The organism is Geodermatophilus sp. SYSU D00779 (assembly GCF_054050595.1).
In genome coordinates this window covers 17,874-39,808 of sequence record NZ_JBJGZQ010000025.1, presented here as the reverse complement: position 1 = coordinate 39,808, position 21,935 = coordinate 17,874, and the positions used below count along the sequence as shown (strand labels likewise).

21 protein-coding genes are annotated in these 21,935 nt (G+C 74.5%); 10 read left to right on the top strand and 11 right to left on the bottom strand.

Going from position 1 to position 21,935, the window contains the following annotated elements; translation table 11 throughout:
• Positions 1-3 precede the first annotated feature (3 nt).
• The 7 genes from ACI79G_RS18855 (at position 4) to ACI79G_RS18825 (ending at position 7,637) form a co-directional block, all read left to right on the top strand.
• Positions 4-1,281 carry an ABC transporter permease gene (locus ACI79G_RS18855; RefSeq protein ID WP_456882633.1) on the top strand — a complete coding sequence of 426 codons (1,278 nt, stop codon included), beginning with the start codon at positions 4-6 and terminating at the stop codon, positions 1,279-1,281.
• Positions 1,281-1,715, top strand: a complete 435-nt coding sequence (locus tag ACI79G_RS18850; RefSeq protein WP_456882632.1) for a cytidine deaminase — start codon at positions 1,281-1,283, stop codon at positions 1,713-1,715. Before ACI79G_RS18855 ends, ACI79G_RS18850 begins: the two co-directional genes overlap by 1 nt.
• Positions 1,712-2,995: a thymidine phosphorylase gene (locus ACI79G_RS18845; protein WP_456882631.1), complete on the top strand. Its 1,284-nt coding sequence runs from the start codon at positions 1,712-1,714 to the stop codon at positions 2,993-2,995. The genes ACI79G_RS18850 and ACI79G_RS18845 overlap by 4 nt, the downstream gene beginning before the upstream one ends.
• Before the next feature lie 70 nt (positions 2,996-3,065).
• A complete protein-coding gene (locus ACI79G_RS18840) occupies positions 3,066-3,971 on the top strand; it encodes an ABC transporter ATP-binding protein (RefSeq protein WP_456882630.1) in 906 nt (301 codons plus the stop codon).
• Positions 3,968-4,786 carry an ABC transporter permease gene (locus tag ACI79G_RS18835; protein ID WP_456882629.1) on the top strand — a complete coding sequence of 273 codons (819 nt, stop codon included), beginning with the start codon at positions 3,968-3,970 and terminating at the stop codon, positions 4,784-4,786. The genes ACI79G_RS18840 and ACI79G_RS18835 overlap by 4 nt, the downstream gene beginning before the upstream one ends.
• 44 nt (positions 4,787-4,830) lie before the next feature.
• Positions 4,831-5,907, top strand: a complete 1,077-nt coding sequence (locus ACI79G_RS18830; RefSeq protein ID WP_456882628.1) for an adenosine deaminase — start codon at positions 4,831-4,833, stop codon at positions 5,905-5,907.
• A gap of 212 nt (positions 5,908-6,119) precedes the next feature.
• Positions 6,120-7,637 carry a DEAD/DEAH box helicase gene (locus ACI79G_RS18825; protein WP_456882627.1) on the top strand — a complete coding sequence of 506 codons (1,518 nt, stop codon included), beginning with the start codon at positions 6,120-6,122 and terminating at the stop codon, positions 7,635-7,637.
• A 255-nt stretch (positions 7,638-7,892) separates the two neighbouring features.
• Here ACI79G_RS18825 and ACI79G_RS18820 read toward each other — a convergent pair whose 3' ends face one another.
• The 5 genes from ACI79G_RS18820 to ACI79G_RS18800 form a co-directional block, all read right to left on the bottom strand.
• Positions 7,893-9,308: a hypothetical protein gene (locus ACI79G_RS18820; RefSeq protein ID WP_456882626.1), complete on the bottom strand. Its 1,416-nt coding sequence runs from the start codon at positions 9,306-9,308 to the stop codon at positions 7,893-7,895.
• Positions 9,309-9,434: 126 nt separating this feature from the next.
• Positions 9,435-10,301 carry an aldehyde dehydrogenase family protein gene (locus ACI79G_RS18815; RefSeq protein WP_456882625.1) on the bottom strand — a complete coding sequence of 289 codons (867 nt, stop codon included), beginning with the start codon at positions 10,299-10,301 and terminating at the stop codon, positions 9,435-9,437.
• On the bottom strand, positions 10,298-11,740 hold the full coding sequence (locus ACI79G_RS18810) for an aldehyde dehydrogenase family protein (RefSeq protein ID WP_456882624.1): 1,443 nt from the start codon (positions 11,738-11,740) through the stop codon (positions 10,298-10,300). Before ACI79G_RS18810 ends, ACI79G_RS18815 begins: the two co-directional genes overlap by 4 nt.
• A 2-nt stretch (positions 11,741-11,742) precedes the next feature.
• Positions 11,743-13,506, bottom strand: a complete 1,764-nt coding sequence (deoC, locus tag ACI79G_RS18805; RefSeq protein ID WP_456882623.1) for a deoxyribose-phosphate aldolase — start codon at positions 13,504-13,506, stop codon at positions 11,743-11,745.
• Entirely contained in the window at positions 13,503-13,964 is a 462-nt protein-coding gene (locus ACI79G_RS18800; protein ID WP_456882622.1) for a GNAT family N-acetyltransferase, read from the bottom strand. Before ACI79G_RS18800 ends, deoC begins: the two co-directional genes overlap by 4 nt.
• Before the next feature lie 168 nt (positions 13,965-14,132).
• Between ACI79G_RS18800 and upp the strand changes: the two genes are divergently transcribed.
• The 3 genes from upp to ACI79G_RS18785 all read left to right on the top strand — a co-directional run bounded on the left by upp (position 14,133) and on the right by ACI79G_RS18785 (position 16,154).
• The gene (gene upp, locus ACI79G_RS18795; RefSeq protein WP_456882621.1) at positions 14,133-14,756 is read left to right on the top strand and encodes a uracil phosphoribosyltransferase; all 624 of its coding nucleotides are present in this window, start codon (positions 14,133-14,135) and stop codon (positions 14,754-14,756) included.
• A 2-nt stretch (positions 14,757-14,758) separates the two neighbouring features.
• Positions 14,759-15,649: a Gfo/Idh/MocA family protein gene (locus ACI79G_RS18790; protein WP_456882620.1), complete on the top strand. Its 891-nt coding sequence runs from the start codon at positions 14,759-14,761 to the stop codon at positions 15,647-15,649.
• 103 nt (positions 15,650-15,752) lie between these two features.
• Positions 15,753-16,154, top strand: coding sequence for a DUF805 domain-containing protein (locus ACI79G_RS18785; RefSeq protein ID WP_456882619.1), 402 nt, complete (start codon positions 15,753-15,755; stop codon positions 16,152-16,154).
• A 173-nt stretch (positions 16,155-16,327) separates the two neighbouring features.
• On the opposite strand, the gene ACI79G_RS18780 is transcribed toward ACI79G_RS18785, so the two are convergent.
• From ACI79G_RS18780 to ACI79G_RS18755, 6 genes are all read right to left on the bottom strand, one after another.
• Positions 16,328-16,816, bottom strand: coding sequence for a hypothetical protein (locus ACI79G_RS18780; protein WP_456882618.1), 489 nt, complete (start codon positions 16,814-16,816; stop codon positions 16,328-16,330).
• Between the two features lie 422 nt (positions 16,817-17,238).
• Entirely contained in the window at positions 17,239-17,790 is a 552-nt protein-coding gene (locus ACI79G_RS18775; protein ID WP_456882617.1) for a DUF6318 family protein, read from the bottom strand.
• Between the two features lie 195 nt (positions 17,791-17,985).
• Positions 17,986-18,678, bottom strand: coding sequence for a haloacid dehalogenase type II (locus ACI79G_RS18770; RefSeq protein WP_456882616.1), 693 nt, complete (start codon positions 18,676-18,678; stop codon positions 17,986-17,988).
• Positions 18,678-20,303, bottom strand: a complete 1,626-nt coding sequence (locus ACI79G_RS18765; protein WP_456882615.1) for a phospho-sugar mutase — start codon at positions 20,301-20,303, stop codon at positions 18,678-18,680. Before ACI79G_RS18765 ends, ACI79G_RS18770 begins: the two co-directional genes overlap by 1 nt.
• On the bottom strand, positions 20,300-21,124 hold the full coding sequence (locus ACI79G_RS18760; RefSeq protein WP_456882614.1) for an NAD-dependent epimerase/dehydratase family protein: 825 nt from the start codon (positions 21,122-21,124) through the stop codon (positions 20,300-20,302). The genes ACI79G_RS18765 and ACI79G_RS18760 overlap by 4 nt, the downstream gene beginning before the upstream one ends.
• On the bottom strand, positions 21,121-21,930 hold the full coding sequence (locus ACI79G_RS18755; protein ID WP_456882613.1) for a purine-nucleoside phosphorylase: 810 nt from the start codon (positions 21,928-21,930) through the stop codon (positions 21,121-21,123). Before ACI79G_RS18755 ends, ACI79G_RS18760 begins: the two co-directional genes overlap by 4 nt.
• Between the last annotated feature and the right edge of the window lie 5 nt (positions 21,931-21,935).

Genomic DNA, 21,935 nt, shown 5'->3' with positions numbered 1-21,935 from the left:
GGTATGAGCACCTCCGCAGCGACCCGCACCGACCGGCCCAGCCGCGGCCCCCTGACCGACCTGCTCACCGGCGGCGGCCGCGCGCGGCGGGTGCTCTGGCTGCTCGTCGGCCTGTGGGTGCTGTTCTCGCTGGTCCGGGTCATCTCGGGCGAGCAGGAGCTCACCTCGTCGTCCACCCTCTCGGCGGCCCTGCTGCTCGCCGTCCCCATCGGCCTGGCTGCCCTCGGCGGGCTGTGGTCCGAGCGCGCGGGCGTGGTGAACATCGGCCTCGAGGGCATGATGGTCCTCGGCACCTGGGGCGCCGGCTGGGCCGGCTACCAGTGGGGGTGGGTCGGCGCGGTCGTCGGCGGCATGGTCTTCGGCGCGGCCGGCGGCCTGCTGCACGCGATCGCCACGGTCACCTTCGGCGTCGACCACGTGGTCTCCGGTGTGGCGATCAACATCCTCGCCGAGGGCGTCGTCCGCTTCCTCTCCGAGCTGCTGTTCACCGAGGACACCGGCGGTGGCCCCACGCAGTCGCCGTCGCTGGCCAGCGACCCGCCGTCCTTCTCGCTGCCGGTGCTGTCCTCCGGGCCGGACCTGCTCGGGGGCCTGGAACGCCAGCACTGGTTCCTCGTCAGCGACCTGGCCGGGCTGCTGCGCGGGCTGACCAGCGGCGTCGGCCTGCTCACCCTGCTGGCGGTGCTGCTGGTCCCGGTGTCCTACCTGCTGCTGTGGCGCACCGCGTTCGGCCTGCGGCTGCGCGCCTGCGGTGAGAACCCGGCCGCGGCGGACTCGCTCGGCGTCCCGGTCTACCGGCTCAAGTACCTCGCCGTGGTGGTCTCCGGCGCGCTGGCCGGCCTCGGCGGCGTCTTCCTGGTGTTCGTCGCCGGCATCTACCGCGAGGGCCAGACCGGCGGCCGCGGGTTCATCGGCCTGGCGGCGCTGATCTTCGGCAACTGGCGGCCCGGGGGGCTGGCGGCCGGCGCGGGCCTGTTCGGGTTCGCCGACGCGCTGCAGTTGCGCAGCCAGACCGCCGTGGTGGCCCTGCTGCTGCTCATCGCCCTCCTGCTGGCCGGTGTCGCGGTGTACCAGGGAGTGCGCCGCAAGCTGGTGCAGGCCGTGCTGGCCGGCGTCTTCGCCGTGGCCGCGCTGGTCGGCTTCCTCACCATCGACCGGCTGCCCGAGGGCATCGTCTTCTTCACCCCGCACCTGACCACGCTGCTCGTGCTGTCGCTGGCCTCCCAACGCCTGCGGATGCCGAAGGCCGACGGGTTGGTCTACCGACGAGGAGAGCACTAGTGCAGGTGGACTGGGACGGGCTGCGGGCGGCCGCCCGGGAGGCGATGACGCACGCCTACGCCCCGTACTCGCGGTTCCCCGTGGGCGTGGCCGGGCTGGTGGACGACGGCCGCGTCGTGACCGGCTGCAACGTGGAGAACGCCTCCTACGGGCTGGGGCTGTGCGCCGAGTGCGGCATGGTCAGCGACCTCGCCCGCACCGGCGGCGGCCGGCTGGTCGCGGTGGCCTGCGTCGGCGGCGACGGGCAGCCGCTCATGCCCTGCGGCCGGTGCCGGCAACTGCTGTGGGAGCACGGTGGCCCGGAGATGCTCATCGAGACGGTGTCCAAGTCCTCGCCCACCACGACCCGGATCGTGCCGATGCGCGAGGTGCTGCCCGACGCGTTCGGCCCGGACGACCTGGCGCAGGCGGCGGTGCGGGAGGGCAGGTCGTGAGCGCCTTCGACGCGATCGACGTCATCCGCACCAAGCGGGACGGCGGGCAGCTCGGCCCGGAGCAGATCCGCTGGGTGATCGACGCCTACACCCGTGGCGTGGTGCCCGACGAGCAGGTCAGCGCGCTGCTCATGGCGGTGTTCTTCCGCGGGATGGCGCCCGAGGAGCTCGCCGTCTGGACGCAGGCGATGATCGACTCGGGCGAGCGCAAGGACCTCTCCTCGCTGGGCCGGCCGACCGCCGACAAGCACTCCACCGGCGGGGTCGGCGACAAGACCACGCTGCCGCTCGCGCCCCTGGTCGCGGCCTGCGGGGTGGCGGTGCCGCAGCTGTCCGGCCGGGGCCTGGGGCACACCGGCGGCACGCTGGACAAGCTGGAGTCGATCCCGGGCTGGCGGGCCGACGTGCACGAGGATGCCTACCTGGCGCAGCTGCGCGATGTGGGCGCGGTGATCTGCGCGGCCGGCAACGACCTCGCCCCCGCGGACAAGAAGCTCTACGCGCTGCGCGACGTCACCGGCACCGTCGAGTCGATCCCGCTGATCGCCAGCTCGATCATGAGCAAGAAGATCGCCGAGGGCGCCGACGCGCTGGTGCTCGACGTCAAGACCGGCTCGGGCGCGTTCATGAAGGACCCCGGGGCCTCCCGCGAGCTGGCCCGCACGATGGTCGGCCTCGGGGAGGCAGCCGGCGTGCACACCGTGGCCCTGGTGACGGCGATGGACCGCCCGCTGGGCCGCGCCGCCGGCAACGCCGTCGAGGTGGCCGAGTCGGTGGAGGTGCTCGCCGGCGGCGGCCCGGCCGACGTCGTCGAGCTGACCCTGGCGCTGGCGCGGGAGATGCTCGCCGGCGTCGGGCGGGCGGACGTCGACCCGGCCGACGCGCTCCGCGACGGGCGGGCCATGGACGTGTGGCGGCGGATGATCAGCATCCAGGGTGGCGACCCCGACGCCCCGCTGCCGCAGCCGGCCGAGAAGCACGTGGTGACCGCACCGGCCACCGGCACGCTCACCCGGCTGGACGCCTACGCGTTCGGCGTCGCCGCCTGGCGGCTGGGCGCCGGCCGGGCGCGCAAGGAGGACCCGGTGTCGCCGGCCGCCGGCATCACCTGGACCGCCGGGGTGGGGGAGCAGGTGGTGGCCGGTCAGCCGCTGCTGGAGCTGCACACCGACGACGCCGCGCGCCTCCCGCGGGCGCTGGAGGCGCTGGAGGGCGCGGTCGGCGTCGACACCGGCGAGCAGCCGCTGCCCCTGGTGCTGGACCGCATCACCGCGTCCTGACCCACCGCGCCATGGTCGTCGGGGGAGCAGGCCGACGGCGGTGCGGCCCGAAGGGGGAGACTGTCTCCTCGTGACGAGTACGTCCGCGCCCGTGGTGGCCGACACCCGGCCCCGGCCCGGCGACCCGCTGGACCCGGACGCCGCCATCTCGGTCCGCGGCCTGGTCAAGCGGTACGGCGACCGCACCGCCGTCGACGCCCTGGACCTCGACATCCGCCGCGGCGAGATCTTCGCGCTGCTGGGCCCCAACGGCGCCGGGAAGACCACCACCGTCGAGGTGCTGGAGGGCTACCGGAAGCGCGACGGCGGCGAGGTGCGCGTCCTGGGCACCGACCCGGCGCGGGGCGGACGGCGCTGGAAGGCCCAGCTGGGCATCGTGCTGCAGTCCGGCGCGGGGGACAGCCAGCTGTCGGTGCGCGAGCTGCTCGTGGCGCGGGCGTCGTACCACGCCGAGCCGCGCGACCCCGACGAGGTGCTCGAGCTGGTCGGCCTGACCGAGCAGGCGGGCGCGCGCGGACGCACCCTCTCGGGCGGCCAGCGCCGACGGCTGGACGTCGCCCTCGGGATCATCGGCCGGCCGCGCCTGCTGTTCCTCGACGAGCCGACCACCGGCTTCGACCCCGAGGCCCGGCGGCAGTTCTGGGCGCTGATCCGATCGCTGCGCGACCTGGGCACCACGATGCTGCTGACCACGCACTACCTCGACGAGGCCGAGGCGCTGGCCGACCGGGTCGGCGTCCTCGCCCGCGGCCAGCTCGCCGAGGTCGCCGTCCCCGCCGCCCTGGGTGGGCGGGGCACCGCACCCGCCGTCGTCCGCTGGACCGAGGACGGCGTCCGGCGCACCGCCGAGACCACCGCGCCGACCGCGTTCGTGCGGGAGCTGGCCGCCCGCTTCCCCGGCGAGGTGCCCGACCTGACGGTCGCCCGCCCCACGCTCGAGGACGTCTACCTGAAGATGATCGGGGACAACTCGTGACCACCGCCGCCCCGGAGCGCACCGCGCTGCCCCCGCTGGGCCGGGTCTACCTCACCCGCGCCGGCGTCGAGCTCAAGGAGTTCTTCCGCCAGCGCGAGTCGGTCGTCTTCACGCTCGTCTTCCCGGTGATCCTGCTGCTGGGCCTGGGCGCGGTGCTCGACTACGACCTCGGCGCCGGCGTCGACTTCCCGCAGTACTTCATGGCCGGGGTCATCACCGCGGGCATCGTCGGGTCCAGCCTGCAGAACATGGCGATCCACATCGCCGGGGAGCGCTCGGACGGCACGCTCAAGAGCCTCCGCGGCACGCCCATGCCGGCCAGCGCCTACTTCGTCGGCAAGGTCGTGCAGGTGCTGGCGGTGGCGGTGGCGACCATCGTGCTGCTGCTCCTGGTCGGCGTCCTCGTGTACGGCATCGACCTGCCCTCGGGCGCCGACTGGCTGACCTTCGCCTGGGTGGCGGTGCTGGGTGCGGCGGCGTGCACGCTGCTGGGCATCGTCGTCTCGACGCTGGCCCGCAACGGCCGGTCGGCGTCGGCGACGGTCACCCCGATCGCGCTGGTGCTCGAGTTCATCTCCGGCGTCTTCATGCCCTTCGACCAGGTGCCCGCCTGGCTGCAGGACGTCGCCGCGGTCTTCCCGGTGAAGTGGCTGGCCCAGGGCCTACGCTCGGTGTTCCTCCCCGACGCGCTGGCCGCCCGCGAGCCGGCCGGCTCGTGGGAGCTCGGCACCGTCGCGCTGGTGCTCGGCCTGTGGTGCGTGGCCGGGCTGGTGCTCTGCGCGTCCACCTTCCGCTGGCAGGACCGCGAGGGCTGACTCCCCGGCTCGAGCGGGCGGACCCCGCTGACGAGAATGGGAGGGTGCCCGCACCGCTGAACGCCGACTCGATCCGCCGCGCTCCCAAGGTCCTGCTGCACGACCACCTGGACGGCGGGCTGCGGCCGCAGACGGTGCTCGAGCTCGCCGACGAGGTCGGCTACCGGGACCTCCCCGCCGGCGACCCGGAGGCGCTGGGCCGCTGGTTCCGGCAGGCCGCCGACTCCGGCTCGCTCGTGCGGTACCTGGAGACCTTCGCGCACACCGTCGCGGTGGTGCAGCGTCCCGAGGCGGTCAGCCGGGTGGCGCGGGAGTGCGCGCTCGACCTGGCCGCCGACGGCGTCGTGTACGCCGAGGTGCGCATGGCCCCCGAGCTGCTGACGGCGCAGGGCACCCCGATCGAGGAGGCGGTCGAGGCGATGCTCGACGGCTTCGCCAAGGGCAGCGCCGAGGCCGCCGGGGCGGGGACACCGATCACGGTCGGCACCCTGCTGTGCGCCATGCGGCAGGCCGACCGGTGGGACGAGGTGGCCGACCTGGTGGTGCGCCACCGGGACGACGGCGTGGTCGGTTTCGACCTGGCCGGCCCCGAGATCGGCTTCCCGCCCGACCGGCACCCCTCGGCCATCGCGCTGCTCGACCGCGCCGGGGCGCACCGCACCGTGCACGCCGGCGAGGCCGCCGGCACCGACAGCATCCTCGCCGCCCTGGACGGCGCCCACGCCGAGCGGCTCGGGCACGGCGTGCGCATCGCCGACGAGGTCGCCGAGGACGGCACCCTCGGCCCGGTGGCGCAGCGGGTCCTCGACGCGCAGGTGCCGCTGGAGGTCGCGCCGTCGTCCAACGTGCAGACCGGCGCCTACCCGTCCCTGGCCGCGCACCCGGTCGGCCGGCTGCACCGGCTCGGCTTCGCGGTGACCATCAACACCGACAACCGGCTGATGAGCGGCGTCTCGGTCACCAGCGAGCTCACCGACGTGGCGCGGACCTCCGGCTGGGGCTGGGACGACGTCCAGACGGTGACCGAGCGGGCCCTGGCCGCCGCGTTCCTGCCCGACGAGGAGCGGGCGCGGCTGCTCGCCGACGTCGTCCGCCCGGGGTACGCCGCACTGCGAGCCTGATCACCGCCGGAATGCCCCAGCGGTCCGCGCTGCTAGATTGGGTGCACCGGCACTCGCCGGTCATCCTCCCGGACGGTCCGTCCGGGCATGAGCGCATCCGTGCAGATCCGCAGCGTCCCCTGACGCAGTGATCGCCAGTGAGGACGCCGGTCGACGGTGTCCGCGCACCACCACGGGACGCGCGCCGAGAAGCATCGGAGTCCCACACCCGCATGACCACGTTCGACACTGTCGACGTCCAGACCACCCCTGAGACCCCCGAGGTCGAGGCCCCGGCCGAGCAGGCCGGCCCGACCTTCGCCCAGCTGGGCCTGCCCCAGCAGCTGGTGACCGCGCTCGAGCGGCGCGACATCCGCACCCCCTTCGCCATCCAGGCCTCCGCGCTGCCCGACGCCCTCGCCGGGCGCGACGTGCTCGGCAAGGCCGCCACCGGCTCGGGCAAGACGCTGGCCTTCGGCCTGCCGATGCTCGCCCGCCTCGGTGCCGACGTCCGCCGGGGCCGCCGTGCCCCGCGCGGGCTGATCCTGGTGCCGACCCGCGAGCTGGCCCAGCAGGTGTTCGACAACCTCGCGCCCCTCGGGCAGTCGATCGGCGTCCAGCTGACCACCGTGTACGGCGGCGCCTCGATGTACCGGCAGATCCAGCAGCTGCGCCGCGGCGTGGACGCGGTCATCGCCACCCCGGGCCGGCTGCAGGACCTGATCGGCCAGGGCGAGGCGACCCTCGACGAGGTCGAGGTCACCGTCATCGACGAGGCCGACTTCATGTCCGACCTCGGCTTCCTGCCGGTCGTGCAGGAGCTGCTCGACCAGACCCGCCCCGACGCCCAGCGGCTGCTGTTCTCGGCCACGCTGGACGGCGAGGTCGACACCCTGGTCCGCCGCTACCTGAAGGACCCGGCCCGGCACGAGGTCAAGCGCGCCGGGGACGACGCCCCGCCGGCCGAGCACCTGGCCTACAGCGTCGCCTTCCGCGACAAGGTGCCGGTGACCGAGCAGCTGGCCGCCCGGCCGGGCCGCACGATCGTCTTCGTGCGCACCCAGCTCGGCGCCGACCGGCTGGCCGGCAACCTGCAGGCCGCCGGCATCAAGGCCGAGGCGATCCACGGCGGGCTGCCGCAGGGTGCCCGCCGCCGGGCCCTGGAGGCGTTCACCGACGCCCGCAGCCCGGTGCTGGTCGCCACCGACGTCGCCGCCCGCGGCATCCACGTCGACGACGTCTCGCTGGTGCTGCACTACGACCCGCCGGCGGACCACAAGACCTACCTGCACCGCTCGGGCCGCACCGCCCGCGCCGGCGCCGCCGGTGTCGTGGTCTCGCTGCTGCTGCCCGACCAGGTGGGCCAGGCCAAGCGCCGGTTCCGCCAGGCCAAGGTCGAGCCGGTCGTCTCCCGGATCCGCCCGGGCGACACCCCGATCGCCGAGCTCGTCGCCAGCGGCGTGCACGTCGAGCCGGTGGAGCGCCCGGTGCGCGAGTCCCGGCGTCCCTCCGGGGGCCCCGCCTCTGGTGGTCATGGTGGCCGGCGTCCCCGACGCGACGGCGACCGTCCGCGCCGCGACGGCGACCGGCCGCGCCGTCCCCACGGGGAGCGGCCGCGCCGGGACGGCGACCGCCCGGCGTACGGCGAGCGTTCCCGCGGCACCGGCGAGCGCTCCTACGGCGAGCGCGGGGAGCGGCGGTCCAGCCCGTACCGCGGCCAGGGCCGTCGGCCCGAGCGCTCGGCGGACTGAGGGAGGACCATCCTCCCCACGCCTCGCAGACTCGGCGCGGGACCCTGCAGGGGGCCGTACACAGCAGCGGCCGGTTCCGGTTCTCCGGGGCCGGCCGCTGCCGTGCGTGGAAGGGGGCCTCAGCCGCCTCTGCCTGCACCGCTGTCGATGATGGGGGCGTTGCCGATCGACACGCGGGCTGTCGGCGTGCTCAGCGACGACAACCCCATGATCAACTCGAGCGGTGAGCGTGGCCGGTGGGGAGGGGGTCCTCCGTCAGTCGCGGAAGACCAGCGCGCTGCTGACCTCGGTGACGACCTCGTCCCAGGCCGGGCGCAGCGCGGCGGCGTCCTCGGCGCGCAGCGGGGTGTCCGGGACCCGCTCGGCCTGGGCGACGGCGCGGCCGAGCGGCGCGTCGGGGCGCAGCAGCTCCTCGATCCGGCTGAGCCCGGCGTACTCGGCGATGTCGCGCACGCCCTCGACCTGCTGGGCGAGCACCCGGTGGTCGACGAGCCCGGCCGCGCCGCCGGCGACCTCGGCCAGCACCTCGCTGGTCTCGGTGAGGTCGTAGCGGTCCTGGTCGGCGGGCAGCGGCGGGGTGGTGGTGTCGGCCACCTCGGGCCAGGAGGCGATCTCGGTGAGGTCGTGGGCCTCGCTGCCGCGGCAGAAGCGGGTGAGGTCCTCGGGGGAGCCGAAGAGGAAGACCTCGCCGTCGCGGCCGAGGAAGCGCGCCCGGTCCTCGACGTAGCAGCGCAGCGTGAGGCCGGCGCCCTCGGGCACGACGACCTCCACCGGCAGGATGCCGACGGCCTCCCAGAACTCGGCGGCCTTCGCGACCTCCGCGGGCGGCGCGGTGATGCGTCCCGGGCGGGCGATGGTGCTCACACCGGCCGCGGCCGCTGCGGTCACGCCGCCCGCCGGGCGGGTAGCCGCCGCTGCGTCGTCCTCTAGGTCGTCCTCGTCCTCGTCGGCCTCCGCCGCAGAGGGGTAGTCGTCGAGGGAGACGGTGCCGCCGCCGGTCCAGTCCAGGTGCGTGCCGAGCTCGTCGAGGACGTCCTCCCAGAGGTCGTCGAGGGCGCTGCCGACGCCAATCCAGGCGTCCTCGCCGGAGCGGCCGACGAAGGCCTCGACGCCCAGCCCCAGCGAGCCGATCTCGGGGCGGGAGACGAGCTCGGCGAGCGCGCCGAACTCCCCGCCGCGGGCGACGGCGCCGTCGGCCCGGCGCTCGAGCTCGATGTCGTCGTCGACGTCCGGCTCGTCGTCGGTGTCGGTCAGCTCGTCGTCGTCGGCGTCGTCGTCCTCCACGTCGAGGCACTCCGCCAGCCGGGTGACGATGTCGATGGTCGCGGCCAGCTCCTCGACCGCCCACCGGTCGGGGCTCTCGGCGGCGATGTCGTAGACGCCGTCGAGGTCGTAGCGGTGGTCGTCGTCGGGGGTGAGGTCCGCCGCGCCCAGCCCGACCACGACCGGCCAGACCGGGTGGTCGGCGAGGTCGTGGTCGGTGCGGGTGCGGCAGAACGCGGCCAGCGCGTCCGGGGTCGGGAAGAGGTGCACGCGCGCCCGGTCGTCCTCGGAGGTGCCGAGGAAGGCCTGCCACTCCTCACCGTCCTCCTCCCACGGCGGAGCCCACAGGGTGAAGCCGGTGCGGTCGTCGACGGTGAGGGCGATGGGGACGATGCTGGGCCGGGCCACGCGCCCATCCTGCCCGCTCCCCTGGGAGCGCGCCCCGGGGTTCTCGAGCCCCATGGGGTGCCAGGACGAGGACCCCGTCCTCCCCACCCTCCGCGAGCTCGGCGTGGGACCCGGGACCGGGGCCGTTCACAGGCCCATGGGGTGCCATACCGTCTTCGTCTCCAGGAACGGGGTCAGCCGGGTCAGGCCCGGGTCGGCCGACCAGTCCGGCTCCTCGGCCGGCGGCCGCACGACCCGCTTGACGCTGCCCGCGGCGAGGCGCTCGAGCTCCATCGCGCAGCCGGCGGGGGCACCGGTGAGGTCGACGGCGTCGACGTCGTCGTGCTCGGCCAGCCACGGGCCGATCTCCTCGGCGTCCCCGGTGAGCAGGTTGACCACCCCGGCCGGGACGTCGCTGGTGGCCAGCACCTCGCCGAGGGTGACCGCGGGCAGCGGACGGGCCCGCGACGTGACGACGACGGCGGTGTTGCCGCCGGCCAGCACGGGTGCGAGGACGCTGACCAGGCCCAGGAGCGAGGAGCGCTGCGGCGCGAGGACGGCGACGACGCCGGTGGGCTCGGGCACCGAGAAGTCGAAGTACGGCCCGGCGACCGGGTTGGCCGCACCGAGGACGGCGCCGAGCTTGTCGGTCCACCCGGCGTACCAGACCCAGCGGTCGATGGCGGCGTCGACGGCGGCCCGCGCCCTGGACGACGACAGGCCCTCCCCGGCCGCGACCTCCTCGCAGAACTGGGCGTGCCGGCCCTCCATCACCTCGGCCACCCGGTACAGCACCTGGCCGCGGTTGTAGGCGGTGGCGCCCGACCACGCCGCGGAGGCGGCGCGGGCGGCGACGACGGCGTCCCGGGCGTCCTTGCGCGAAGCCCATGCCGCGTTGGCGAGGAACGCGCCCTTGGCGTCGGTGACCGCGTATGTGCGGCCGGACTCCGAGCGCGGGAAGGCGCCGTTCAGGTACAGCTTGTACGTCTTGCGGACGGCCAACCGGTCGCTCACTGGGCACCCTCCAGGTACGCGGCCAGCCCGTGGCGGCCGCCCTCGCGGCCGTAGCCGGACTGCTTGTAGCCCCCGAAGGGCGACGTCGGGTCGAACCTGTTGAACGTGTTGGCCCACACCACGCCGGCGCGCAGCCGGTCGGCGATGGCGAGGATCCGCGAGCCCTTCTCGGACCAGATGCCGGCCGAGAGCCCGTACGTGGTGTTGTTCGCCTTGGCCACGGCCTCGTCGGGCGTGCGGAAGGTGAGCACGCTCAGCACCGGGCCGAAGACCTCGTCGCGGGCGATGCGGTGGGCGGGGGACACGTCGGTGAACACCGTCGGCGGGAACCAGTAGCCGCGCTCGGGCAGCTCGCACGCCGGCTGCCACCTCGACGCGCCCTCGGCCTCGCCGACGTCGGACAGCTCCCGGATGCGGGCCAGCTGCTCGGCGGAGTTGATCGCGCCGATGTCGGTGTTCTTGTCCAGCGGGTCGCCCAGGCGCAGCGTGCCGATCCGCCGCTGCAGCGAGGCGATGACCTCGTCGTGCACCGACTCCTGCACCAGCAGCCGGCTGCCGGCGCAGCACACGTGGCCCTGGTTGGAGAAGATGCCCTGCACGATGCCCTCGACGGCCTGGTCGATCGGGGCGTCGTCGAAGACGATGTTGGCCGCCTTGCCGCCGAGCTCGAGGGTCAGCCTCTTGCGGGTGCCGGCGACGGCGCGGGCGATCGACCGGCCGACCTCCGTGGAGCCGGTGAACGCGACCTTGTCGACGTCCTCGTGCTCCACGACGGCCCGGCCGGTGTCGCCGGCACCGGTCACGATGTTGACCACGCCGGGCGGCAGGTCGGCCTGGCGGCACACCTCGGCGAACAGCAGCGCGGTCAGCGGGGTCGTCTCGGCCGGCTTGAGGACGACGGTGTTGCCGGTGGCCAGCGCGGGGGCGACCTTCCAGGCCAGCATGAGCAGCGGGAAGTTCCACGGGATGACCTGACCGGCCACGCCCAGCGGCCGCGGGCCGGGTCCCAGGCCCGCCCAGTCCAGCTTGTCGGCCCAGCCCGCGTGGTAGAAGAAGTGCGCCGCGGCCAGGGGGACGTCGACGTCGCGGGACTCCCGGATCGGCTTGCCGTTGTCCAGCGACTCCAGGACGGCGAACTCGCGGGCCCGCTCCTGCAGCAGCCGGGCGATGCGGAACAGGTACTTGCCGCGGTCGGCCGGCCGCATCGGCCCCCACACGCGGGTGAACGCGCGGCGGGCGGCGCGGACGGCGCGGTCGACGTCGGCGTCGGTGGCGCTGGCGACCTCGGAGAGCACCTCCTCCGTCGCCGGGTTCAACGTCTTGAAGGGGGTGCCGGAGCCGTCGACGAACTCGCCGTCGACGAACAGTCCGTAGGACGGCGCGACGTCGACGATCGAGCGCGACTCGGGCGCGGGGGCGTACTCGAACAGGCTGGTCATGGTCAGTCGACGCTCACGTGGTCGGGGCCGGAGTAGTGGCCGGTGCGCAGTTTCTGCCGCTGCAGGAGCAGGTCGCCCAGCAGGCTGGAGGCGCCGAAGCGGAACCGGTCGGGGGAGAGCCAGTCGGGCCCGGCGACCTCGTTGACGAGGACCAGGTGCTTGATCGCGTCCTTGGTCGTCCGGATGCCGCCGGCGGGCTTGACGCCGACCTGGCGGCCGGTGGCGGCGCGGAAGTCGCGGACCGCCTCGAGCATCACCAGGCAGACCGGCAGGGTGGCCGCGGGGGAGACCTTGCCGGTGGAGGTCTTGATGAAGTCACCGCCGGCGAGCATCGCCAGCCAGGAGGCGCGGCGCACGTTGTCGAGGGTGACCAGCTCGCCGGTCTCGAGGATGACCTTGAGGTGCGCTGGGTCCTTGCCCGGGCGCGCACAAGCCTCCTTCACCGCCACGATCTCGTCGTAGACGTCGAGGTACCGGCCGGCGAGGAAGGCGCCGCGGTCGATGACCATGTCGATCTCGTCGGCGCCGTTGGCCACGGCGTCCCGCACGTCGGCGAGCTTGACCGCCCGGCTGGCCCGGCCGCTGGGGAAGGCGGTGGCGACGGCGGCGACGTGGATGCCGGTGCCCGTCAGGGCCTCCCGGGCGACGCCGGCCAGGTCGCCGTAGACGCAGACCGCGGCGACCTGCGGTGTCGTCGGGTCGGTGGGGTCGGGACGGCGGGCCTTGGCCGCCAGGCTGCGCACTTTCCCGGGGGTGTCGGAGCCCTCGAGGGTCGTCAGGTCGACCATCGAGATGGCGGTGTCGAGAGCCCAGGCCTTCGCGGTCGTCTTGATCGACCGGGTGCCCAGGAGGGCGACCCGCGACTCGGCGCCGACCTGGTCCACGCCGGGCAGCCCGTGCAGGAAGGCCCGGAAGGCGGCGTCGGAGCGGGTCACGTCGCGGTACGGCGCCAGGGGCTCGCGCCGCGGCGGGATCGCCGACGCCGGCGCATCGGGGTCGAGCACGTGGGTCATGGGCGCATTCTCCCTCCCGCGCCCGACGCCCCCGCGCCCCGCACACCCCGTGCGGGTGGGGGCCGACCGGAGGCGCAGCATGTTGCGCGCGCCGCGCTGGAACTCGTAGGGGACATCCCGGACCTCCGCCTGCACGCCGGCCTCGCCGAGCTCGGCCACCACGGAGGCGAGCAGGCCGGGCAGCTCCCGGCCGGCCTGGTCGACCAGGGGGTAGACGCGCACCTCGGTGCCCACGCGGGTCATCTCGCGCAGGGCGGCGACGTGGAACCCGGCGTCCAGCCGGTCGGCGTAGGTGAACAGCAGGTGCGAGGAGAGCACCAGGTCGAAGGCGCCGTCGGCGAACGGCAGGTGCGGCAGGGCGGCCGCCACGTGGCGGCCCGGGCACGCGGCGAGGTCGCGCGCGAAGGCCGCCGCCGACTCCGCCCGGAGCCGCGCATGGCCGGCGGGGTCGCCGTAGTGGTCCCAGACGTAGCGCTCGGCGTTGGCGGTGGCCCAGGCGCTGCCGCGGGCCAGCTCCGTGTCGAGACGGGCCACGAGCTCCCGCGGTGGGCTGGCGTAGACGGGGTCCACCGCGAACGCCTCGGTGCCGCGGGCCCGGGCCGCCGCGGTGAACGAGGCGCCACCGCCGGGGCAGTCGAGGACCCGGCCGTGCAGGTCGGCGTCGGTCAGGGCGAACATCGCGCGGTACTCGTCGAACGACCGGGCGCTGACCAGGAAGTCCCCGATGTCGGTCGCGCCGCGCAGCTCGCTCACCGCAGCTCCTCGACCAGGTGCACGAGCTCCGGGCCGGGGCGCACGGTCTCGCGGTGGGCGTCCGCGTAGCCGTGCCGGCGGTGGAGCCGCAGGTCGGCGGTGCTGCGTGCGCCGGTGAACAGGGTCGCCCGGGCGAGTGGCGTCGTCCGCTCCGCGGCCAGCAGCAGCCGCGTGCCGATGCCGTGTCCCTGCAGGTCCGGGACGACGGCGAGCCGGCCGACGTGCAGGACGCCGTCCCGCTCGTGGGTGCGCACCGCACCGACCAGCCGGCTGCCCGCGAGTGCTGCCGGGCGGCTGCTGCGCGTGAGCTCGTCGGCCAGCTCGACCGGGGTCTGGACGAGCGCCGGCAGCCGGACGTCGTCGTACCGCTGGGTCTCGGGGACGCAGGCGGCGCGCCGCAGGGTGAGCAGTTCGCCGGCCGCGCCGGGCGGCAGGGGTCCGAGCTCGATGGGGGGCACGGGCGGTCTCCTCGGGCGGAGGTGGACCGGTGCGCGGCCCACCGGGGACGGGTGGGCCGGACGACCAGGGCAGCCACCTACGGGCGGCGCCACCCCCGCGTCGTCGTCACGGCGGGGATGGTGCCAGCGCCGGCAGCCGGGGTCCACCGGGCCGCTACCGTGTCGCGCGTGCAGCTCACCGTCGTGGACCACCCGCTGGCCCGTGCCCGTCTGACCCGCATGCGCGACGAGCGGACCGACAACGCGGCGTTCCGCGCGGCCCTGGCGGAGCTGACCCAGATGCTGGTCTACGAGGCCACCCGCGACCTGCCCGTCGCCGAGGAGCAGATCACCACACCGGTCACCGACACCACCGGCTACCGGCTGGCCGCGCCGCCGTTGATCGTGCCGGTGCTGCGCGCCGGGCTCGGGATGGCCGACACCGCGCACGGGATGCTGCCGGAGTCGCAGATGGGCTTCGTCGGCCTGGCCCGCAACGAGGTGACCTTCCAGCCCGAGGCGTACATGGCCTCGCTGCCGGCGTCCCTGGTCGACCGGGAGGTCTTCGTGCTCGACCCGATGCTGGCCACCGGCGGGTCGCTGGTGCACTGCTGCGGGTTGCTGACCGAGCGCGGCGCCACCTCGATCACCGTGTTGTGCGCGCTGGCCGCCCCCGAGGGCCTGCGCCGGCTGGAGGGGAGCGGGCTGCCGCTGCGGGTGTTCACCGCCTCGGTCGACGAGGGGCTCAACGACAAGGCCTACATCGTCCCGGGCCTCGGGGACGCCGGCGACCGTCAGTTCGGGGCGGTCTGACCGTGCGCTTCGGGGTGCTGGGCACCGGCCACTGGGCGCGGACGGTCCACGCGGCCGCCCTGGCCGGGCACCCGAGCGCCGAGCTGGTGGGCGTCTGGGGCCGCGACCTGTCCAAGGCCAAGGCGATCGGCGCGGAGTTCGACGTCCCCGGGTTCTCGGACCTGGCCGCGCTGCTCGACCGGGTCGACGCCGTGGCGGTCGCCGTCCCGCCGTCGGTGCAGGTCGGGCTGGCCGAGCAGGCCGCGGCGGCCGGGAAGCACCTGCTGCTGGAGAAGCCCATCGGGCTCTCGCTCGACGAGGCCGACCGGGTGGTCGCCGCGGTGCGCTCCGCGGGGGTCGCCTCGGTCGTGTTCTTCACCTTCCGCTTCCAGGCCGGGACGTCGACCTGGATGGCCCAGGCCGCCCGCACCCGGCTCGCCGGTGGCGCCGGCTCGTGGCTGAGCGCGCTGGCCGGCAGCCCCTTCGACTCGGCCTGGCGGCGCGAGCACGGCGCGCTGTGGGACATCGGCCCGCACGCGCTGTCCCTGCTGCTGCCCACGCTGGGCCCGGTGGTGTCCGTGCAGGCCGGGGCCGGTGCGGGGGACACCGTGCACCTGGTGCTGCAGCACGCCACGCCCGGCGTCTCCTCGACGGTGACGCTCTCGCACACCGTGGCGCCGATGTCGACGGGCATCGAGTTCTTCGTGCACGGGGACGCCGGCCGGCTGGTGCTGCTGCCGGACACCGAGAGCCCGCTCGAGTCGTTCTCCGCGGCGGTCGACGAGCTGGAGGCGACCGTGGTGACCGGCGGGACGCACCCGTGCGACGTCGGTTTCGCGCGCGACGTCGTCGCGGTGCTGGCGACCGCCGCCCGCGCGCTGCAGTCCGGCTGCCGGGAGCCGGTCCCGTCCTGACCCCTCGTCGGGGTGAGCACACCGCCGCGGGTGCTGGGTGTGCGACCGTCAGGACGGCACCCTGCTTGCGGCGCCCCACCGTGGGGCGGGATACGGAGACGACGTGGGTCTCGGCGAGTGGTACGTGCGGCGTGGTCGGATCAACCGGACCACCTGGTGGCTGCACTACACGCTGCCGATCGCCGGGCTCAGCCTCCTCGCCAACATCGCGGACGCCTCGCTGGGCTACCCGGTCTTCTCCGCGACGGTCGACACCAGCAGCGCCTGGGCCTACCTCGGCGGTCCACTGACCACGGTGGTCTCGCTGCTGACGATCGTCCCGTCGATCAGCGCGTCGGTGACGCGGCTGCACGACCGCGGGCACTCGGCGTGGTGGCTGCTCTGGATGCTGGTGCCCCTCGTCGGGTGGCTCGTGCTGTTCATCCAGAACGGCTTCCTGGCCGGTCACCCGGTGCCCAACCGCTACGGGCCCCCGCCGGGCCAGCCGACGCCGCCGGCCTGGTGAGCGCCGGGCGCTCGACGCCCGAGCGGGCACCGTCGGCGTCCCTCGCGGGTTGCCGCCGCTGCAGCACCGGTACCGCACGGGCAACGCCGGCAATGGCCGCACTCCCGCGCTGTTCCTGAGGCCCCCGCGCTGCTGCAACGGCGCGGAACCGGGTGGAACCGCGCGACAGCGGGTCAGTCGAACGGGTTGGTCAGGACCGGGCTGGCCTGGAGCACCGTGAAGGTGGCCGGTGGGCCGTCGGTGGTCGTGGTGCCGGGGACGTCGACCGTCGCGCCGCCATCGACGCTGAAGGTGCCGCTCCAGGTGGTGGTCAGTGAGGCAGTGTAGGTGCCGCTGCGGTAGTCGTGGCTGATCGTGTGGTCGGGGTAGGGCGCACCTGGGTCGGTGGTCTGCAGGACCGTGCCGTCGCCGGTGTCCCAGGTGAAGGCGCTCGCGGTGGCGACGATGTCGACGGTGAAGCCGCGGATGTCGACGGTGAAGGTCTGGGTGGTCGGGCCGTCGGTGTAGAAGACGACGGGCAGGCCGGCCAGCGCGTTGCCCGGCGGCTGCTGCTGGGTGGGCAGGTCGGGCAGGGGCAGGGTCTGGAAGTAGCGGTAGACCTCACCCGGGGACGGCGGCGGGTTCAGCGCCGTGATGTCGACGCATCCGCGCCCCACATTCACCCAATCGCCAACCTGTGTTCCAGGAATTAGCCCCGGGTCTACAGGAAAATTGCCCGCCGCTGTTCCATCCGACAGAACGAGACGTCGTTGCTGGATTAGCAGGAAGTCGACCACGCGCTCAGGGGGACTTGGACATTCCCGGAAGTCCTGCCCGTTGCAACTGCCTGTCGTGGCATCGTTCGCGACGCATGGGTCGACGAGGCGGTAGGTGTAAGGATGCTCTACCGGTGCAGAGTTGCTGGCTGACCAGCTCGACCCGGCGTTCGAGGCCACATAGCTAGCGGTCAGCGTCCCGCTGTCGAAACCTACTTCAGGGTCCGAGCAGTGCCGGCGGCAATCAGCTCCTAGAGCAGGGAGGCTCGCCAGAGTGAGTGCAAGAGTCGCACCTGCGACTGTTGTCGTTAACCTGCGTATGGATCGACTCATCCGAGGGTTAGACCAGTCATGATCCAAGTTCGCTTATCCTCGACCCAGCGGATCGAGGCGCCCGAGGAAAGCTTCGGGTAAGCGGGAAAGCTCAACTCGGGGACTGCGGTCCCAGTCTGATCTATCACTTGTAGAGCGGCCTGGTCTACTGTGAAAGCAACTTCCGCTTCATCGGTCGGCTTGAACACTTCAAGCCACATGATCGCAAGCTGGCCACCCTTGTACCGATGCCCTGCTGAGGCATCCTCTTCCGTGTCTGCGGCGATTCGGTCGCAATCGAGGCAGCCGTCGCTGAACTCACGCAGGGAAGCGGCGTCCATGACGGTGGACGTCCGGTTGATGAGGTCGATGTAGTACCGGACGAAGGCCTCGGCACCGGCGGCGTCCTGGGTGCGGGCCTCGGCGGGCATGGGCAGGTCCGGTGGACCCAGGGGTGGCAGCGACTGCGACGCGCTGGGCGTGGCGTCCGCCTCGGGCAGCGTGTCGGCCGCCTCCTGCCGCTCTGAGCAGCCGCTCAGCACCACCGTGCCGGCCGCGAGGCCCGCCACGAGGCGCAGGGTCCAGCGCCGTGTCACCGTCGTCCACCCCCGTGTCGATCACCGATCGGCCGGGAGACTACGGACCACCGCCGCCCCGGGCACGCACCGCTGTGGACAACCACCCGAACGCATTGCCGGGCTTCCTGGTGGGTCGCCGGCGTTGCAGCACCGGCGACCCACGAGGAACACCGGCAGTCGCCCGTCTCACACCCCCAGGCGGTCAGCGAGCTCCTCGAACGAGGCCACCGACCAGTCGGCGTCCGGGTCCGAGGCAGGCGGCACGATCCGCCCGCCGAACTCGTCGGGCCGGTGCACGTACGCCGTCCGCAGCCCGCGCGCCCGCGCCGCGGCCAGGTCGTCGAGGTGCGCGGCCACCATGACCACCGACGACGGCGGCACCGCGAGCAGCTGCGGCGCGGAGTCGTAGACCTCCGGGTCGGGCTTGTAGTGCCGCACGACCTCGGCGCCCAGCACGCACTCCCACGGCAGCCCGGACCGCCGGGCGAGGTCCACCTGCAGCGCGATGTTGCCGTTCGACAGCGGCGCCAGGACGAACTCCCGCCGCAGCCTCCCCAACCCCGGTAGCACGTCCGGCCACGGGTCCAGCCGGTGCCAGGCGAGCACCAGCTCGTCACGCACCTCGGCCGGCACGGAAGCCATCCCGGCGTCCGCGAGCACCGAGGACAGCGACTCGCGGTGCAGCGCGTCCAGCGGCGTCCACGGCAGCTCGCCGGAACGCACCCGCTCCATCGACGGCACGTACCGCTCGCGCCAGTCGTCGGCCAGCACGGCCGCGTCCACCGCCGGGCCCAGCAGCCGGGACACCTCGCGGGCGACGCCGCCGCGCCAGTCGACCACCGTCCCGAACACGTCGAAGACCAGCGCGCGGACGTCCACTACAGCCCCAGGGCCGCCGACATCTCGTCGCGCAGCCGGTCGAGCTCGTCGGCGCCCCGGCCGCGCGCGGCGATGATCCCGGCGTCATCGTGCACCGGGACGACCGTCTCCAGGTAGGCCTTGAGCTTCGGCTCGGTGCCGCTGGGCCGCACGATCACCCGGACACCGTCCCCGAGCAGCCGGACGGCGTCCACCGCAGGTGTCTCGTCGAGCAGGTCGGAGGCGACGACCTCCCGACCCAGCAGCCGGCGAGGCGGGTCCGACCGCAGCCGCGCCATCATCGCGCCGATCCGCGAGAGGTCCTCGACCCGTACAGACAGCTGCCCGGTCGCGAACAGCCCGTGCTCGAGGGCCAGCTCGTCGAGCCGGTCGGTCAGCGTCCGGCCGGTGGCCCTGAGCTCCGCAGCGAGCAGCGCGACCGCCAGCGCGGCGGAGATCCCGTCCTTGTCCTTGACGACGTCGGGCGCGACGGCGTAGCCCAGCGCCTCCTCGTAGCCGAAGACCAGCGGCTGCTCCGGGGTACCGGCGCGGACGATCCACTTGAACCCGGTCGGCGTCTCGGCGAACCGGACCCCGTGCGCCTCGGCCAGCGCGTGCAGCAGCGAGCCGCTGACCAGCGACGCGGCGTACGTGCCACGCACGCCGCGGCGGAGCAGCCAGTCGCCCAGCAGCCCGCCCACCTCGTCGCCGGTGAGCTGGCGCCCGCCGCAGACCACCGAGCAGCGGTCGGCGTCGGGGTCCTCGGCGATCGCCACGTCGGCGTCCACGTCCGCGGCCAGCGCCATCAGCAGGTCGACCGCGCCCGGCTCCTCCGGGTTGGGGAAGGTGACCGTCGGGAACGCCGGGTCGGGCTCGTCCTGCTCGGGCACGCTCACCGGCGGCGCGAGACCAGCGGCGGCGAACACCGCTCGCGTCGTGGCGGCGCCGACCCCGTGCATCGCGGTGTAGGCGACGGTCAGCCCCTGCCGCACGATCACCGGCACCGTGGAGGGGTCCAGGGCCCGAACGACGGCACCCACGTAGTCGGTTTCGACGTCGTCCCCGAGGGTCAGCCAGTCGTCGGACGTCGGCACCTCGCGCGCCGGTCCGACGGCGGCGATCGCGGCCTCGATCTCCCGGTCGGCCGGCGGCACCAGCTGCGCGCCGTCGTCCAGGTAGACCTTGTAGCCGTTGTCGTCGGGCGGGTTGTGGCTGGCGGTGACCATCACCCCGGCCACGCACCCCAGGTGCCGGACGGCGAAGGAGAGCACCGGCGTCGGCAGCGGCCGCGGCAGCACCTGGACGGCGAACCCCGCGCCGGCCAGCACCGCGGCTGAGACCCGTGCGAACTCGTCGGAGCGCCGGCGCGCGTCGAAGCCGATGACCACGCCGCCGCCCGCGTGCCCGGCGTCGGCCAGCCAGCGGCCCAGGCCGGCGGCCGCGCGGGTGACCACGGCGGCGTTCATCCCGGCCGGCCCGGCGCGCAGCGGGCCGCGCAGCCCGGCGGTGCCGAAGGTCAGCGGCCCGGCGAAGCGGCGCTCCAGCTCCGTCCGGTTCTCTGCCTCGATCAGCGCCTCGATCTCCGCGCGGTCGCCGTCGTGCGGGTCGGCGTCGGCCCAGGCGCGGGCGGTCTCGAGCAGACTCACGCACCCTCCTCGAAGTGCTCGGCGTCGAAGTCGGCCGTCGTGAACTCGCCGCCGACGCGGCCGTGCACCGGGTCGGCGGGATCGGGCTCGCCGTGCACCGCGACGAGCGCCGCCGCGTACGCCTCGGCGTCGTCGGCCGGCTCGTAGCCCAGCGCCCGGGCGGCGGTGAGGTCCCACCAGCCGCGGGTGTTGGCCGAGACGCCCCACACCACGGCGAACCCGGGGGAGGGCGCCCGCAGCGCGGCGTCGACCAGCGACACCTGGTCGCGGGGGGAGAGCCACGTCGACAGGTGACGGGTGGTCGTCGGCTCGGGGGCGGCGGTGCCGATCCGCAGGCAGACGACGTCCAGGCCGTACCGGTCGGCGTAGAGGGCGCCGAGCGCCTCCACCGCCACCTTGGACACCCCGTAGAAGGTGTCCGGCCGCGCGAGGCCGTCGTCCTCCCGGAGCAGTCCGGACGCCGGCCGCGGGGTGAAGCCGGTGGCGTGGTTGCTCGACGCCAGAACCACCCGGGGGACCCCGGCCCGCCGCGCCGCCTCCAGCACGCAGTGGGTGCCGTCGATGTTGGCGTGGGAGATCGCCGCCCACGTCGACTCACCGGAGACGCCGGCCAGGTGGACGACGGCGGAGGCGCCGGAGACGGCCTCCGCCATCGCGGCCGGATCGGTGACGTCGGCGACCACGTGCTCCTCGCCGGGACGGGGATCGGGGACCGGGACGACGTCGAGCGAGCGCACCGCCCAGCCGCGCTCAGGCAGCCCGCCGCGCAGCACCGCGCCGATCCGCCCGACCGCACCGGTGAGCAGCACCGGACCGCTCACGGCAGCCGCCCGGTGAACTCGACGAGGAACTCGCCCAGCCGACCGGCCGCTGCCTTCCCGGCGGCGAGCACCTCCTCGTGGTCGAGCTTCTCGCCGGTGATGCCGGCCGCGGCGTTGGTGACCATCGACAGCCCCAGCACCTCGAGCCCCGCGGCCCGGGCCGCGATCGCCTCGAGCGCCGTCGACATGCCCACCAGGTCCGCGCCGAGCGTGCGCAGCATCCGGATCTCGGCCGGCGTCTCGTAGTGGGGCCCCGGCAGTGCTGCGTAGACGCCCTCGGCCAGCGACGGGTCCAGCTCGCGGGCCAGCGACCGCAGCCGTGCCGAGTACAGGTCGGTGAGGTCGACGAACGTGGCGCCGACCAGCGGGGAGCGGGCGGTGAGGTTGAGGTGGTCGCTGATGAGCACCGCCTGGCCGACCCGGTGCTCGGGGGCCAGCCCCCCGGCGGCGTTGGTGAGGACGACGGTGCGCACTCCCGCCGCAGCCGCCGTCCGGACGCCGTGCACCACGGGCTCGACGCCCCGGCCCTCGTACAGGTGGGTGCGGCCGAGGAAGAGCAGTGCCCTGCGGTCGCCCACCCGCACCGAGCGGACCTCGCCGCCGTGGCCCACCGCGGTGGGTGCGGCGAACCCGGGCAGCTCCCCGATGGCGACGCTGCCCTCGACGGTGCCGAAGGCGTCCGCGGCCGGCGCCCAGCCCGACCCCATGACGACGGCCACCTCGTGGCCGCTGCCGAGCGCGCTGGTCAGGTCGCCGGCCGCGCGGGCGGCCAGGGCGGCGGGGTCCGTGGCGGGGGGTGCACTCACGCAGG